The organism is Streptomyces himalayensis subsp. himalayensis (genome assembly GCF_013778455.1).
GTDB classification, from domain to species: domain Bacteria; phylum Actinomycetota; class Actinomycetes; order Streptomycetales; family Streptomycetaceae; genus Streptomyces; species Streptomyces himalayensis.
Map to the genome: position 1 here is coordinate 1 of NZ_JACEHE010000062.1, position 14,357 is coordinate 14,357.

At 69.0% G+C, this 14,357-nt stretch carries 11 protein-coding genes and 1 pseudogene; 8 read left to right on the plus strand and 4 right to left on the minus strand.

Going from position 1 to position 14,357, the window contains the following annotated elements:
- Positions 1-650: 650 nt before the first annotated feature.
- From H1D24_RS40865 to H1D24_RS40875, 3 genes are all read right to left on the minus strand, one after another.
- Entirely contained in the window at positions 651-1,793 is a 1,143-nt protein-coding gene (locus H1D24_RS40865) for an alpha/beta hydrolase (RefSeq protein ID WP_220137787.1), read from the minus strand.
- Positions 1,794-2,454: 661 nt separating this feature from the next.
- Entirely contained in the window at positions 2,455-2,892 is a 438-nt protein-coding gene (locus H1D24_RS40870; protein ID WP_181662840.1) for an ATP-binding protein, read from the minus strand.
- Positions 2,893-3,290: 398 nt separating this feature from the next.
- Positions 3,291-3,443, minus strand: a complete 153-nt coding sequence (locus tag H1D24_RS40875; RefSeq protein WP_181662841.1) for a hypothetical protein — start codon at positions 3,441-3,443, stop codon at positions 3,291-3,293.
- A 260-nt stretch (positions 3,444-3,703) separates the two neighbouring features.
- Between H1D24_RS40875 and H1D24_RS40880 the strand changes: the two genes are divergently transcribed.
- The 8 genes and pseudogenes from H1D24_RS40880 to H1D24_RS40915 all read left to right on the plus strand — a co-directional run.
- Positions 3,704-4,357 carry a (2Fe-2S)-binding protein gene (locus H1D24_RS40880; protein WP_181662842.1) on the plus strand — a complete coding sequence of 218 codons (654 nt, stop codon included), beginning with the start codon at positions 3,704-3,706 and terminating at the stop codon, positions 4,355-4,357.
- Positions 4,358-4,369: 12 nt separating this feature from the next.
- On the plus strand, positions 4,370-5,350 hold the full coding sequence (locus tag H1D24_RS40885) for an FAD binding domain-containing protein (protein ID WP_181662843.1): 981 nt from the start codon (positions 4,370-4,372) through the stop codon (positions 5,348-5,350).
- Positions 5,347-7,542, plus strand: coding sequence for a xanthine dehydrogenase family protein molybdopterin-binding subunit (locus tag H1D24_RS40890; protein ID WP_181662845.1), 2,196 nt, complete (start codon positions 5,347-5,349; stop codon positions 7,540-7,542). Before H1D24_RS40885 ends, H1D24_RS40890 begins: the two co-directional genes overlap by 4 nt.
- Before the next feature lie 159 nt (positions 7,543-7,701).
- Positions 7,702-8,946 (plus strand): XdhC family protein, encoded by a 1,245-nt coding sequence (locus H1D24_RS40895; RefSeq protein ID WP_181662846.1) that lies wholly within the window; start codon positions 7,702-7,704, stop codon positions 8,944-8,946.
- A 322-nt stretch (positions 8,947-9,268) separates the two neighbouring features.
- On the plus strand, positions 9,269-9,673 hold the full coding sequence (locus H1D24_RS40900; protein WP_181662847.1) for a hypothetical protein: 405 nt from the start codon (positions 9,269-9,271) through the stop codon (positions 9,671-9,673).
- 160 nt (positions 9,674-9,833) lie between these two features.
- Positions 9,834-10,424 (plus strand): carbonic anhydrase, encoded by a 591-nt coding sequence (locus H1D24_RS40905; RefSeq protein WP_181662848.1) that lies wholly within the window; start codon positions 9,834-9,836, stop codon positions 10,422-10,424.
- 8 nt (positions 10,425-10,432) lie between these two features.
- Positions 10,433-11,902, plus strand: a complete 1,470-nt coding sequence (locus H1D24_RS40910) for a SulP family inorganic anion transporter (RefSeq protein WP_181662849.1) — start codon at positions 10,433-10,435, stop codon at positions 11,900-11,902.
- A 143-nt stretch (positions 11,903-12,045) separates the two neighbouring features.
- A pseudogene (locus H1D24_RS40915) lies at positions 12,046-13,149 on the plus strand (MarP family serine protease); the annotation flags it as partial.
- A gap of 361 nt (positions 13,150-13,510) precedes the next feature.
- On the opposite strand, the gene H1D24_RS40920 reads toward H1D24_RS40915, so the two are convergent.
- Positions 13,511-14,182, minus strand: a complete 672-nt coding sequence (locus H1D24_RS40920; RefSeq protein ID WP_181662850.1) for an N-acetylmuramoyl-L-alanine amidase — start codon at positions 14,180-14,182, stop codon at positions 13,511-13,513.
- Between the last annotated feature and the right edge of the window lie 175 nt (positions 14,183-14,357).

Consider the following 14,357-nt stretch of genomic DNA (forward strand, 5'->3'; position numbering starts at 1 on the left):
CCCTACCCACGAGCGACTGCGCATCCTGGCCTCCTGGGCCGCCGAGCAGGACGTACCCGCTTCCCCCTCCCTCACCTGACCGCAGTCGGCCGCTTCTAGTGGAGCGGCGGATGGAACGGCCTACGCCCGTAGGCAGTGGCAGGCCAGTGCCTAAACGGGTGGGTGATGGTCTCCGCGCCGACACAGTCCTCGGCGCCTGCCTGCATCGCTTCCAGAGGGACCCGAACAGGACCGACCAGCCCGTGGCCCTTCAGGGCTGGTCATACCCGCATTCGCATTCCCCGGTGCTGCTTTTCCGTCGACGGCCACGCAATCCAGAGTGACATAAGGTCGCACGCGCAAAAAGGGGAGATTTCCTTCCTGGGATAAACCCCTGCGGGGTAAGGCACTCCCCATGCGGGGTAAGGCACTCCCCCTGAGGGAACGACCGGGCGGACCTTCGGCTGGCTCATGCGCCCACCGACTTTCGACTGCGACTACGAGCACACCCTTACCGCTCGGAAGCCATAATCACGTCGAGATGATCGACCTCATAGGCTGACGACTGACCCGAGAATCCGGCAAGAACTGGCGCCACCTGACTATTCGAACCAAAGACGCCCGCCGGGGCAGAACACTCTTTGAGCGTTCTGCCCCGGCGGCGCGCTTGGTTACTTCAGATTGCTCTGGAAGAACGTGGTCAACTTGTCGAACGGGATGAGGTTGACGCGATCGTAAAGATCCACGTGACCGGCGCCAGGCACAACCACTCGTTCCTTGGGCTCACCGGCAAGCCGGTAAGCCTCTTCAGTGAACTCCCTGGAATGGGCGTTCTCGCCCGTGATGAAGAGCATCGGACGAGGAGAGATCGTCTCGATGTCCTCGAACGGGTAGAAGTTCATGAACTTGGGGTTGCTGGTGAGGGTGGGATGCGTTGTGGTGTTCGGGCTATGACCCCTGGAAGTGCGGTAGAAGTCATAGAATTCGCGATCAATCTTGGTGGAGTTTTCATCCAGCTTTTCAGGCGTTCCGCCGGTGTATTTGGTTGCACCACCCGCGAACTCCGCATCGCGCTGTCGCGCTGCCTCCTCGATGATGTTCTTTCGCTGCTCGGGGATCACGGAGTGCTGGAGCCCGTTGCGGTTGGCGGCGCCCATGTCGTACATGCTTACCGTAGCGATGGCTTTGATGCGCGGATCGATCTTGGCTGCGCTGATGACGAAGCTGCCGCTGCCGCAGATCCCGATCGCGCCGATTCGCTCCCTGTCCACAAACTTCTTGGTGCGCAGGAAGTCCACCGCGGCACTGAAGTCCTCGGCATAGATGTCCGGCGAGACAGCGTTGCGAGGCTGGCCCTCACTCTCGCCCCAGAAAGACAGATCAAGGGACATGGTGACGAAACCCTGCTCAGCCATCTTCGTGGCATACAGATTTGCGCTCTGCTCCTTGACCGCCCCCATGGGATGTCCGACGACCATCGCCGGATTCTTTGCACTGCGATTCAAGTCCTTGGGTATGAACAGGTTCCCCACGACGTTCATCTGGTACTGGTTCTTAAAAGAGACCTTCTGAACGGTTACCCTGTCGCTCTTATAGAAGTTGTCCGCACCGTTGGACGTGTCCCCGGCCGCCAGGTTTCGCGTCGAATGGGCCACCGATGCCGAGGACGTGGTGGCCGTGTATCCGGTTGTGGCGAGTATGCCCACAAGGGCGGCACCGGCGCCGGCCAGCTTGATCAGGCGACGGCGTTTGAGTGTCCGCTGCGCGGGCGCTGTCGTCTCCATCGGCTCGGTGGTATCGGACGTTGTGTTCATTTTTGAGGCTCCTGGTGGTCTGTGTCGAGAAAGGCCCGGGCTCCGGAATTCTGGCGCGGGCTGCCGGGTTCGGTTGGTGGTCAGGGGCGAGCAGTTTCTTGATCGCGCGGCGCCGCTCCCTCACTTGCAGTTCTCGGCGGCATCGTCGAGTGGAAGTCGGGGTTGGGCCGTCGGAGCGGACGGCGACCGCGTTATTCACGGTTACATGGGGCGGAATGGGCGAAAAGAGGAGAATCTTGTCCCCCCTTCCCGTCGTAGGGCTTCCCCCGGGAATGCGCGGTCGGGCGATCAGGGAGCGGCTTCGATGGGACCTCGTCGGCGGTGGCGAGCCGCTCGGTGACTCTGTCGGCCGTGTGACCGATAGGTACAACATCGGTGCGTGGTGGCGTCGCCGCAGTAGCTGACCAGAGTGCCCCAGGGCGCCGACCTACGGGTCGGATCCCTCCCGCGCGCCGACGAGAGCACGAAGTCGACCGCGAGCGGATTGGCTCCCATCGCATCTCCGAATTCGCGGGCCCACCCCCGCGATACGTGGCACGGGCTCGGGCTGCGGAGTGCGGCAAGTTCGCGGTCCGGCGACCGCAGCTTGGATTGCGGCCCGTGCGACCTCGCTGACCCGGGGCGATCCGTTGCTGTGCTGCTGCGTTGTACTGCGGCAGCGTTACGGCTGGCCCCTGGGAAGCCGGACAAGGACGGTCTTGCCGACCTCGTCAGGGTCCGGGACAGTCCGGGCGGATCCACCGGCCTGGCGGGTCAGATCGGCGATGATGAGCAGTCCGCGGCCGCCGGTCGACGTGGCGTCGGGGGGCGTGGGAAGGGCGGGCCGCTGCGGATGTCGGTCGTGCACGGCCAGGATGAGCGTGCAGGGCTCCGTGGCAACGGTGATGCTGACCTGTGGGGAACGGTGTCCGGCGTGGACGACGCTGTTGGTGACCAGCTCACTGATGATCAGCAACGCGGTCTGCGTCACCTCGGTGTTCGGATCGAGCCCCAGGTCGGTGAGCGCGGCACAGGCGCGATGGCGTGCTTTGGGAACGGAGGCGGGTTGTGTGGGAAGGATGAACTGGCGGACGTGGCAGGTGCCGTAAGTGGGGGTCATAGACGTGATCCGGTGGCCAAGGCACGCGAGTGCCTGGTGGAGAGCTCGTAGAGCCTGGCCATTCCTCAGGGGGTTGCTTGCGGAGACCGAAACTGTTCCTCGGCCACGTCATTGACCTTGCCACCGTCCTGCGAGCCCGCAAAGGGGAGAGTTCCATCCCCCTATCGGCGGGCGAACGACGGCCGCGACGCCTACGGAATCCCTGGACTGCGGGCCGACGAGGGCTCGCCGCAGCAGGCGCCAGGGGCGCAGGTGAGCGGCCGCCGCCGCGACGCGGGGAGGGTCGACGAGGCGGCGGCCCTGGAAGGTCCGGCAGCAGCACGGGGGCAGGCTGCCGGATGGGTTGGTGTGCATTCCGGTCGACGGGCCCGCTCGCCGACTGCCCAGAGTGCATGGGTCTAGAGGAGTGCCTCGGCGGTGATGGGCAGGTCGCGGATGCCAACCACGTGGACGGCCGCGTGCGCGGCCGTCCACGCCATTGCGAGCCGAGTAGCTGGGCCATGCGTGGAGTCGAACTCCCGGCGCGGAGCCGCGAAGTGGCGTCTCGACAAGTCCGGATCGTACTGAACGCCGTTGGCGGCACCTTGGCATGTTCTCAGCGAGTTGCTTATTTACCTCTTACTCAAGGGTGAGAAAACCAAGGGGAGGACAAAACTCTCCCTGCCACGGGCATGACGTGTGATGCCAGACTTCCCGCATGGACGGCCGCGGCAGTGATGAGCGCGGTCGGCCAGGTCCGCGGTGACGACGTTCCCGCCTCCTGTTGTGCCGCTCTGTGCGGCCGATCCGTCCGTGATGCGAAGGCGTATGTATGTCCACTGATCTGCCTGAATCTGCTGTCCCACCACCCTCCACCGGCGCCGACGAGTCCTCCTCGGCGCCGACTCGGCGCACCTTCATCGCCACCAGTACCGCAGTCGGCGGTGCAGTCATTGCGGGCGGCCTGGTCGGAGGCACGTTCCTCTCCGGCTCGGACGAAGCCAGCGCTGCGCAGACGCCGCCCTCCAGCCGTGTCACCCTGACGGTCAACGGCACCCGGCGGACGGTGACGGTGGACAACCGCACGTCGCTGCTGGATCTGCTGCGGGAGGACTTCGGCCTGACGGGCTCGAAGAAGGGCTGCAACGCTGGTGCCTGCGGCGCGTGCACGGTGCTCGTCGACGGCCGACGGGTTAACTCCTGCCTGACGCTGGCCGTTCGGCTGGAGGGCGCCGACGTCACCACGATCGAAGGACTGGACAAGGGCGGCCGACTGCACCCGTTGCAGCAGGCGTTCATCGACGAAGACGCCTTCCAGTGCGGCTACTGCACCCCGGGCCAGATCATGTCTGGCGTCGGGTGCATCCAGGAGGGCCACACCGGCTCGCCGGACGAGATCCGGGAGTGGATGAGCGGCAACATCTGCCGCTGCGGCTGTTACACGAAGATCGTGCGCGCGGTCGAGCAGACCGCGGGCCGGAAGTAAGGATCGGCCACCATGCATCCCTTCTCCTACACCCGCGTCTCCGACACCCGTGAGGCCCTCGCTGCGGGAAGCCGCGGCGCCCGATACATCGCCGGGGGCACCACGCTGGTCGACCTGATGCGGGAGACCGTCGAACGGCCTGAGACGCTGGTCGACATCAGCGGCCTGCCGCTGCGCGAGGTCACCGCCACCGAGCGCGGCGGGCTGCGCATCGGCGCCCTGGTGACCATGTCCCAGGCCGCTGCCGACCGCAAGGTGCGCACTCTGTATCCGGTCGTCTCCGAGGCGCTGGAGCTGAGTGCTTCGGCACAGCTGCGGAACATGGCGACCATCGGCGGCAACATCATGCAGCGCACCCGGTGCACGTACTTCCGTGACGTGACCGCCGCCTGCAACAAGCGTGAGCCCGGCTCCGGTTGTGCCGCCCGTGAGGGCTTCAACCGCATGCACGCCATCCTCGGCACCTCCGACTCCTGCGTGGCCACCCATCCCTCCGATGTCGCTGTTGCGTTCGCGGCACTGGAGGCGACGGTGCACCTGCTGGGCCCGGACGGGGAGCGCACCGTCCCCTTCGCGGACTTCCTGCTGCGGCCGGGCAACACGCCGGACCGCGAACAGGCCCTAAGACAGGGCGTGTTGATCACAGCGGTGGAGATCCCCGCGCTGCCTCGTCCGCTCAGGTCCGGCTATCTGAAGGTGCGCGACCGGCAGTCCTACGAGTTCGCCCTGACCTCGGCGGCCGTCGCGCTGCATGTGCGCGGCGGTGTGATCCGTGAGGCGAAGGTCGCCGCCGGCGGCGTGGGCACCGTGCCGTGGAAGCTGCCCGCGGTCGAGCAGCACCTCATCGGTGAACGCCCGTCCGAGGCCCTGTGGGCAGCCGCCGCCGCGAAGGCGGCGGACGGAGCCCGCTCGCTTCAGCACAACCGCTTCAAGCCCCAGCTGCTGAACCGGACCGTCGAACGCCAGCTGCGCATCGTAGGAGAGAACGCATGAGTCCCCAGCCACAGGCAGCCGTGGGTGCGCCGCTGTCCCGGGTGGACGGCCGGCTCAAGGTCACGGGTAAGGCGCTGTACGCCGCCGAGCACGACGTCGACGGAGCTGTGCACGCCGTCATCGTCGACGCGAGCATCGGCCGCGGCCGCATCACCTCGATCGACACCCGCGACGCCCTGGCCCACCCGGGCGTGCTGCGGGTGATCCACCACCGCAACGCGCCGAAACTGCCGTACCGCGACAACGCCGGGTCGAACAACCCGGCCGGGCGCAGGCTCCGGGTGTTCCAGGACGACCGGGTGCTCTTCCACGGTCAGCCGGTCGCCGTCGTGGTGGCCGAGACCCTGGAGGCCGCGCAGCACGGCGCGAGCATCGTCAAGGTCGGTTACGACGCCGAGCGACCCTCGACCGACATGGCCCAGGCCCGGGCCGGCGAGCCGACCGACTACTCGCGCGGCGACACCGAGGCCGGGCTGCGTTCGGCGGCCGTGCGGCTGGACCTGACCTACCACCTGGCGCGCAACCACCACAACCCGATGGAGCCGCACGCCACCATCGCCCGCTGGAACGGCAACAGGCTCACCGTCTGGGACAAGACCCAGTGGGTGATGGGCACGCGGGACGAACTCGCAGCAGTGTTCAATCTGCCCGCGGACTCGGTGCGGGTCATCTCCCCGTTCGTCGGCGGCGGATTCGGCAGCGGCCTGCGCTGCTGGCCGCACGTCCCCATCGCCGCCCTGGCGGCGCGGGAGACGGGCCGCCCGGTCAAGCTCGTGCTGAGCCGCAAGCAGATGCACTTCGGTGTCGGCTTCCGGCCCTCCTACGAGTACCGTCTGCGCCTCGGCGCCGACCGGCGCGGCCGACTGGTCGCCATGGACCACGAGATGAACCACGAGACCTCCTCCTACGAGACGTTCGTCGAGGGCATCCTGGACCCGGGCCGGATGCTCTACAGCACCCCCAACGTCCGCCAGGCGTACCGGACGGTGCCGCTCGACGTGAGCACCCCGATCTGGATGCGCGGCCCGGGCCCTGCGACGGCGTCCTACGTGATCGAGTCGGCGCTGGACGAACTCGCCAACGAGCTCGGTATCGATCCGATCGAGCTGCGCCGACGCAACGAGCCGGCCGAGGACGAGTCGTCCGGACTGCCGTGGTCCACCCGCCGGCTGCGCGAGTGCTACACCGTGGGCGCCCGTGAGTTCGGCTGGGACCGCCGGCCCACCAGGCCACGCTCGCGGCGGGAGGGCGACTGGCTGATCGGCATGGGTATGGCCGCGGGCGTCTACCACACCGCGCGTATGCCTGCCCAAGCCCGGGTCCGACTGGACGCCGACGGCACAGCCGTGGTCGAAACCGCCACCAGCGACATGGGTCCGGGCACCTACACGTCCCACACCCAGGTCGCCGCCGACGCGCTCGGGCTGACCATGCGCGCGGTGACCTTCCGGCTCGGCGACTCGCTCTACCCGCAGACCGGGCCGCACGGCGGCTCGATGACCATGGCGAGTGTCGGCTCCGCCGTCCTCGACGGCTGCAACCGCGTCCGCCGACAGGCGATCGAACTGGCCGTCGAGGACGAGGAATCGCCGCTGTACGGGGTGGCCGCCGAGGACGTCGTGGTGCGCAGCGGCCGGCTGCACGTAAGGAACAACACGGCTCGCGGCGAGACGTACCAGCGCCTGCTGACCCGCAACAACCGCTCCCGCCTCGAAGCGGACGGCTCCTACGCCGGACCGTCGAGTCCCGAGCGGCACTCCTTCCACGCCTACAACGCGACCTTCGCCGAGGTGGCCGTCGACGCCACGCTGGGCCTGGTACGTGTGCGGCGGGTGCTCGGCGTGTACGACGCGGGCCGCATCATCAGCCCCAAGCTCGCCGACAGCCAGGCGATCGGCGGCATGGTGGGCGGCATCGGCCAGGCGCTGCTGGAACACACGGTCACCGACCACCGCGACGGCCGGATCGCGAACGCCAGCCTGGCCGACTACCTCGTCCCCGTCAACGCGGACGTCGCCGACCTCAGGGCGATCTACCTGGAGGGCGAGGACATGGAGGCCGACCCGCTCGGCGTAAAGGGGCTCGGCGAGGTCGTCATGGTCGGTGTGGCCCCCGCCATCGCCAACGCGGTCTTCAACGCCACCGGCCGCCGCGTCCGCGATCTGCCCATCACCGCCGAGGCGCTGCTCTAGCTCTAGCCCTGGCATTCCAGTGACGGGCCCACCGACCCGTCCGGCAGCCTGTCCCCCCGTCGGGCTGCCGGACGGTCAGGGCCGCCGCCGCGTACACGACCCCCGGCGACGCGGCGGCGGCCCGCCACCCCCTCCACGGCGAACCACGGAGACAGACCCATGCTGAACATCGCGGACACACTGCACCACTGGTGCCGCGAGGCACGCCCCTTCGCCCTGGCCACCGTCGTCGACGTCACCGGCAGCGCACCCCTGCCCGTCGGCACGTCGGTCGCGGTGGACGAGGACGGCAACGCGGTCGGCAGCATCTCCGGCGGCTGCGTCGAAGGAGCCGTCTATGAGCTGTGCCGGCAAGTGCTCCGCGACCGGGCCGCTCCCCAGCGCGCCTGGTTCGGGTACTCCGACGAGGACGCCTTCGCCGTCGGCCTGACCTGCGGCGGGGAACTCGACGTCCTGGTGCAGCGCATCAACCCCGCCACCCAGCCGCACCTTTCGACGGCCCTCGCCGAAGTGGTCCAGAGCCGGCCCGCCGCAGTGGCACACGTCATCGACGGCCCCGACAGGCTCGTCGGCTCCACCGTGGGTGTCCTCGGCGACGGCTCAGTCGCCGACGGAACACTCGACGGGGGGCCGGTGGAGCGAGCAGTGGCGGACCAGGCCAGGGCCCTTCTGCGGGCAGGGCGCACCGCCCGCATCTCGCTCGGCGGGGACACGGACACCTGCCCCGAACGGCTGTCCGTCCTGGTCCACGTCGCCGCCACCCGTCCCCGCATGCTGATCTTCGGCGCGGTCGACTTCGCCGCCGCCCTCACCCAGGCCGGCCGCTTCCTCGGCTACCAGGTCACCGTGTGCGACGCACGGCCCGTGTTCGCCACGGCCGCCCGTTTTCCGTACGCGGACGAGGTCGTGGTCGACTGGCCCCACCGCTACCTGGAACGCACCGAGGTGGACGCGCGCACCGCCGTCTGCGTCCTCACCCACGACGTCAAGTTCGACATCCCCCTGCTGCGCCTGGCCCTCGACCTGCCCGTCGGTTACGTGGGGGCGATGGGTTCCCGGCGCACGCACGAGGAACGCCTGCGCCTCCTGCGCGAGGCCGGGGTGTCCGAAGACCAGCTCGCCCGGCTGTGTTCCCCGATCGGTCTCGACCTCGGTGCCGACACGCCCGAGGAGACGGCCGTGTCCATCACCGCTGAGATCATCGCCCAGGCCAACCGGGCCAGCGGCCTGCCTCTGTCCCAGCGCACCGGCCCCATTCACCGGCCGAGCGTGCCCGGCCTGGACCGTGGGCCCACCACGCGCGGCCCTGACGGTGGTCGGCCCACCCTCGACGACGTGGCGACACGCGCCGGTGCGGCCTGCGGCACCGTCTCGCGCGTGGGCGACGGATCGACCCGGCCGTGAGGCCACACGGCAGCAGTAGAGGCCGCGCAAGCGTTTGGGTTCGGCGAGGACTCACTCGGCCGGCGCGCGCAGCACTGATATCGGCTTGGCCGAGAAAACCTTCCCTGCAAGGGGGGATAATTTCCTCCCATGATGCCGTTCTCCCGGAATACAGTTCTCCCCTTTTCGGGGTGGTCAGAAAATGGCAATCTGAAAGTCCTGGCCGCTTACGCGTACGGGACTTTCAGGGTTTTTATGCAGAGTTAACATTGCCGGTCATTTTGCAGTGTTAATGTCCCTGAAGATGTAAGTGGAGCGCGTGGGAAAGGCTGAGAAGAGGAGCATGATGCGACCTGCGGCGACCCAGTCCGTATTCGCGATTCTGGCCCTTCTTCTGTTCGGCCTGCAGATGTTCGGCTCCCCTGTGGCCTCCGCTTCAGCGCACACCGGTCACGCTTCTGTCCTCGTCGCCGCGGACGGTCCCGGACATGCCGACGGGGCCGACCAGGAGTTCGCCACGTGCGCCACGCATGAGCACGACGCCGAACCGAACGGTCTTCCGCGTACCCGGGACCGCCATCGCACCCCGGCCGATCCCGCGTCCCAGACGACGCAGCGGTGCCTGGTGGCGCGTGACGCGTGCTCAGGTCTCCTGACGGCAGTGCTGACCGGGCCCGTGGACGTGTACCGCGCAACGAGATCCTCGACGGTGCTCTCGCCTGCGGTGCTTCAGGTGTTCCGCTGCTGAACCTCCCCCGGGCACGAGCCGACGCACCATGCCCCACCTTCACCACGTCATGCCACCCGGTGTGACGGCGTGGGGCGATACGCCGTGCCTGTCTGCGCTTCCCAGTCCTTCCCCCTACACCGACGCGCCGTCACCGGCGCGCCAGGAGGAACTTCCGGCAATGCAGCCCCTCATCGATCACGCCCGCTCCTTCCGCAAGGCATCCGCGGAACGTCCCGAGGAGTTCGCCCGCCTGGCCGAAGGCCAGTCCCCGCAGGTGCTGTTCATCACCTGCTCCGACTCCCGGGTCGTACCTGCCCTGATCACGGGCGCCCGCCCCGGTGAGCTCTTCGAGCTGCGCACCGCGGGCAACATCGTCCCGCCGTACGCCTCCGGCACCCCGACCGGCGAGGCGGCCACCATCGAATACGCGGTGGAAGTGCTCGGGGTCACGGACGTCGTCGTCTGCGGTCACTCGCACTGCGGAGCCGTCGGTGCCCTCGTACGAGGCGAGGATCTGAACGCCGTGCCCGCCGTACGCGACTGGCTCACGCAGGCGACGGCCCGTCCCGAAGGCACGGACGCCGATCCGGCCGTCGCAGACGCCGTCCAGAACCACGTCCTGGCGCAGCTGCTGCGCCTGCGCTCCTACCCGTGCATAGAACGGCGCATCGCCGCGAGCCAACTGCGGCTGCACGGCTGGTACTACGAGGTGCACACCGGTGCCGTGCGCGAACACCGTGCAGGGACCGACACGTTCGAGGCCCTGTGAGCGCCGTGATGAATCTGACGACCAAATTCCCTCACCTGCGGCAGGACTTCGCCGCATCGCTCGTCGTATTCCTCGTCGCCCTGCCGCTGTGCGTGGGCGTCGCCGTCGCCTCCGGAGTACCAGCCGAACTGGGGCTGATCACCGGCATCGTGGGCGGTCTCATCACCGGCATGATGCGCGGCAGCAGCCTCCAGGTCTCGGGCCCGGCGGCCGGCCTGACCGTACTGGTCTTCGAGGCGGTCCGCGAGTTCGGCCTGCCGGTGCTCGGCGCGATCGTGCTGTCCGCCGGTCTGCTCCAGCTCGTCATGGGCGCCCTGAAGCTGGGGCGCTGGTTCCGGGCCATCTCCGTGTCGGTGGTCGAGGGCATGCTGGCCGGCATCGGGCTCGTGATCATCGCGAGCCAGCTGTACGCGGCGGCCGGAACGGAGGCGCCCGCCTCCGGCGTGGGCAAGATAGTCGGCCTCCCCGGCGCTCTGGCCGAGGCCGCGGGAAGCACCGCCGCCCTCGCCTCGCTCGCGCTCGGTGCCGCAACCGTCGCCGTGCTGGTGCTGTGGAAGCGGATGCCCAAGCGGGTGCAGACGGTGCCGGGCGCGCTCGCCGCCGTGGTGCTCACGAGCCTCGCCTCGCTGGCGTTCAGCCTGCCGGTGGCCACGGTCGAGGTGCAGGGCCTCCTGGGCGCGATCCCGCCGCCTGGCCTGGACGGCTTCGGCGAACTGGCCGGCCCCGCCGCCCTCGGCACCGTTCTCGCCTTCACTCTGATCGCGTCCGCCGAGAGCCTGTTCAGCGCGGCCGCCGTGGACCGGCTGCACGATGGTCCGCGCACCGAGTACGACAAGGAGTTGATGGGCCAGGGCACCGGCAACATCGTGAGCGGCGCGCTCGGCGCGCTGCCGATGACCGCGGTGATCGTGCGCAGCGCGGCGAACGTCCAGGCGGGCGCGCGGACCAAGGCGTCCCGGGTGCTGCACGGTGTGTGGCTGCTGCTGTTCGCGGCGCTGCTGCCGTCGGCACTGGGGCTGATCCCGATCCCCGCGCTCGCCGGCATCCTGATCCACGCCGGCTGGAAGCTGATCCCGTTCCGGCAGGTCGTCGCACTGTGGCGGGCACACCGGGGCGAGGCGCTGATCCTCGTCGTCACCGCGGTGGCGATCGTCGTGGTGAGCATGTTCGAGGGCGTGCTCATCGGTCTGGCCCTGTCCGTGGTGAAGACCGCCTGGGACGCCTCCCACATCAAGCTGGAGGTCGTCGACAAGGGCGCGGGCCCGGTCCAGGCGTACCTGTCGGGCAACGCGACCTTCCTCAGACTGCCGAAGATGCTCGACAGTCTGGAAGCGCTGCCCCAGGACCGCCCGGTGGAGCTGGACCTTTCGGGCCTGCACCACCTGGACCACGCCTGCCGTACGGCCCTGGAGAACTGGGTCGAGCGGCACAGGACGGTCAGCACGGAAAGCGTGAAGGTGACCGAGCTGGTGGCCTGATCCGGATCGCCACAGCGTGAAAGGGGCAACGCCCGGGTAATGGCCCGGGCGTTGCCCCTGCATTTGGGAGGAGTATTTTCTCCCAGGAGAAGAAGTCTACGGAGGAGGAAACGCCGCTCGCCGCAGTGGGAAATATCAGCGCGATGTGCCTCACATTCGGGAACGGTCGGAATACCGTCGGGCGTCTTTCCTTTCTCCAGGCCAATTATCTGGCGTGGGGAAAGGAAAGGGATTCTTCCGTGACATTGCTCGACCTGCTCATCGCGCTGGCCGTGCTGCTTTTCGCCGCGTCCGGTTTCCGCCGCGGGCTCGTGGCCTCCCTGGCCGTGCTCGCGCTGACCACGGCGGGTGCACTTGTGGGCCTCGCCCTGCTGCCCTGGGTCCTCGACAAGGTCGGCGACTCCTCGGCCGCAGTGAACACGGCCACCTTGCTCACTTTGCTGGTCCCGGCCGCGACCGGCGCCGCGCTTGCCCGGCGGCCCGCGCAATGGCTGCGCGGCCGGTTTCTTGCTCGCGGCCCGCTGCGCCATCTCGACGGCGTGGGCGGCGCGCTGGCGGGTGCCGCTGCGCTGCTCGGCGTCGTGTGGATCGCGGGCAACGCGACTCTGGGCTCCCCGTACACCTCAACCGCCCTGCAGAGCCAGATCCGTGAATCGACGACGATGAACGCCCTCGCCGACCGGCTGCCTCCGCAGACGGCCGGGTGGGTCAACCGGGCCTCCGGTGCGCTCACCGAGGCCGGCTTCCCACACGTCCTCAACCCCTTCCAGAGCGAGCCGGCCACCGGGGTAGCCGAGCCCTCGGGCGATGCCGTGACCGCCGCGGCAACACGCGCCGCACAGCAGAGCACGGTGAAGGTCACCGGCGCGGTCGAGAACACCAGGCGCGTTTCACAGGGCAGCGGATTCGTCTACGGCGACGGCCTGGTGATGACCAACGCCCACGTCGTCGCCGGCGTGGATCGTCCCTCCGTCCAAATCGGCGGGACCGGCGAGCAGCTGCCCGCGACCGTCGTGCTGTACGACGCGGACATCGACGCCGCGGTCCTGCGCGTGGCTGATCTGCACACTCCGGCCGTCTCGTTCGCCACGGACGATGCGACGAGGGGTGACTCAGCCGTGGTCGCCAGGTACCCGGAGAGCGGCGGCCTGGACCTGCAGGGCGCCACGGTGGCCATCCGGATGAACGCCACCGGCCTGGACGTATACGGCGAGTCCACGGTGACGCGGGACGTGTTCCAGGTCCGCTCCACCGTCCGCCCGGGAAACTCGGGCGGACCCCTGCTGACCCGTGACGGGCAGGTGTACGAAGATGGTCTTCGCCCGTTCGACCGCTCATCCGGACACTGGATACGCACTGGCCGCCGACCAGTTGCGAGCCCTCGCCGAACAGGGCGTCCGGGCCTATGGGCCCCTTGGGACGCGGGCCGTGACCTTGTAGCCGCCGGCGGCCCGGCACACGGGTGCCCGTCCCCGCAGGCAACTCGCGCGGGGACGGGCGTGGCGTCAGCTGAAGTGGACGGCCTTCGCACCTGCGGCGGACGGGCGATGGCCCGCTGCGTGCGGTCGCCGTCATGGTGCGGACCCGACTCTCTGCCTGTGGGGGCAGTTATCGCACGGCGCGTACCAGACTCAGGTAGCGGTCCCAGTCCCAGGAGGGACCGGGGTCGGTGTGGGTGGCGCCGGGGACTTCGTCGTGGCCGACGATGTGCTCGCGGTCGACGGGGATGTCGTAGCGGGCGCTGATGTCGGCCGCCAGCTCGGCGGAGGCACGGTAGGCAGCGTCGGTGAACCAGCGGTTCGGGGCGTCGACGAAGCCCTCGTGCTCGATGCCGATGCTGCGTTCGTTCCACTCCCTGTTGCCCGCGTGGTACGCCACGTCGGCCTCCCGGACCAGCTGGGCGATGTGTCCGTCGGAGGCGCGGACCAGGTAGTGGGCGGCGGCGCGGTGCCCTGGGTCCTGGAAGGCCCGAGCGGCACTCGCGAAGCGGGACTGGGTGACGTGGATGACGATGCGGTCGATGGTGTAGTCCTCGGGCCGGTTGGCGTAGCGGTAGTTGGCGTCCGATGCGGCCGTCCACTGGGCGGAGGACTGGTCGACTGTTCCGCTTCGGAGTGCCCCGCGTTGTCCCGGCAGGTCACTGCCGACGCTGACCGCCGCGCCGCCGAGGCCGAGGGTGAGTGCGGCTCCCGCGCCGAGCAGGAGCACCCGGCGCGTGACGAGGGGACGGGGCGGCTCGCGGCGAGGCGGTGGCAGCGCCCTGGTGGGTATGTCGTTCATGGTGTGCTGTCTGTGAGTGGGCCGGCGGTGTGGGAGGCATGGTTGCCCTATCGACAGCGGCGCTGCTCGGCGCGCGACCGCTTTCCCCGGCCGGGGTCAGGCGATGGTGCGCGAGGCGGGCAGGTGCTGGTCGGCGGCCCAGGAGGCGAGGATGCGCAGCCGTTCGTGGGTGGGC

Bases quoted from the DNA above. Each gene is read 5' to 3' on its own strand.
- H1D24_RS40865 (WP_220137787.1), bottom strand. From the start codon at position 1,793: ATGAACACAACGTCCGATACCACCGAGCCGATGGAGACGACAGCGCCC.
- H1D24_RS40870 (WP_181662840.1), bottom strand. From the start codon at position 2,892: ATGACCCCCACTTACGGCACCTGCCACGTCCGCCAGTTCATCCTTCCC.
- H1D24_RS40880 (WP_181662842.1), top strand. From the start codon at position 3,704: ATGTCCACTGATCTGCCTGAATCTGCTGTCCCACCACCCTCCACCGGC.
- H1D24_RS40885 (WP_181662843.1), top strand. From the start codon at position 4,370: ATGCATCCCTTCTCCTACACCCGCGTCTCCGACACCCGTGAGGCCCTC.
- H1D24_RS40890 (WP_181662845.1), top strand. From the start codon at position 5,347: ATGAGTCCCCAGCCACAGGCAGCCGTGGGTGCGCCGCTGTCCCGGGTG.
- H1D24_RS40895 (WP_181662846.1), top strand. From the start codon at position 7,702: ATGCTGAACATCGCGGACACACTGCACCACTGGTGCCGCGAGGCACGC.
- H1D24_RS40900 (WP_181662847.1), top strand. From the start codon at position 9,269: ATGATGCGACCTGCGGCGACCCAGTCCGTATTCGCGATTCTGGCCCTT.
- H1D24_RS40905 (WP_181662848.1), top strand. From the start codon at position 9,834: ATGCAGCCCCTCATCGATCACGCCCGCTCCTTCCGCAAGGCATCCGCG.
- H1D24_RS40910 (WP_181662849.1), top strand. From the start codon at position 10,433: ATGAATCTGACGACCAAATTCCCTCACCTGCGGCAGGACTTCGCCGCA.
- H1D24_RS40920 (WP_181662850.1), bottom strand. From the start codon at position 14,182: ATGAACGACATACCCACCAGGGCGCTGCCACCGCCTCGCCGCGAGCCG.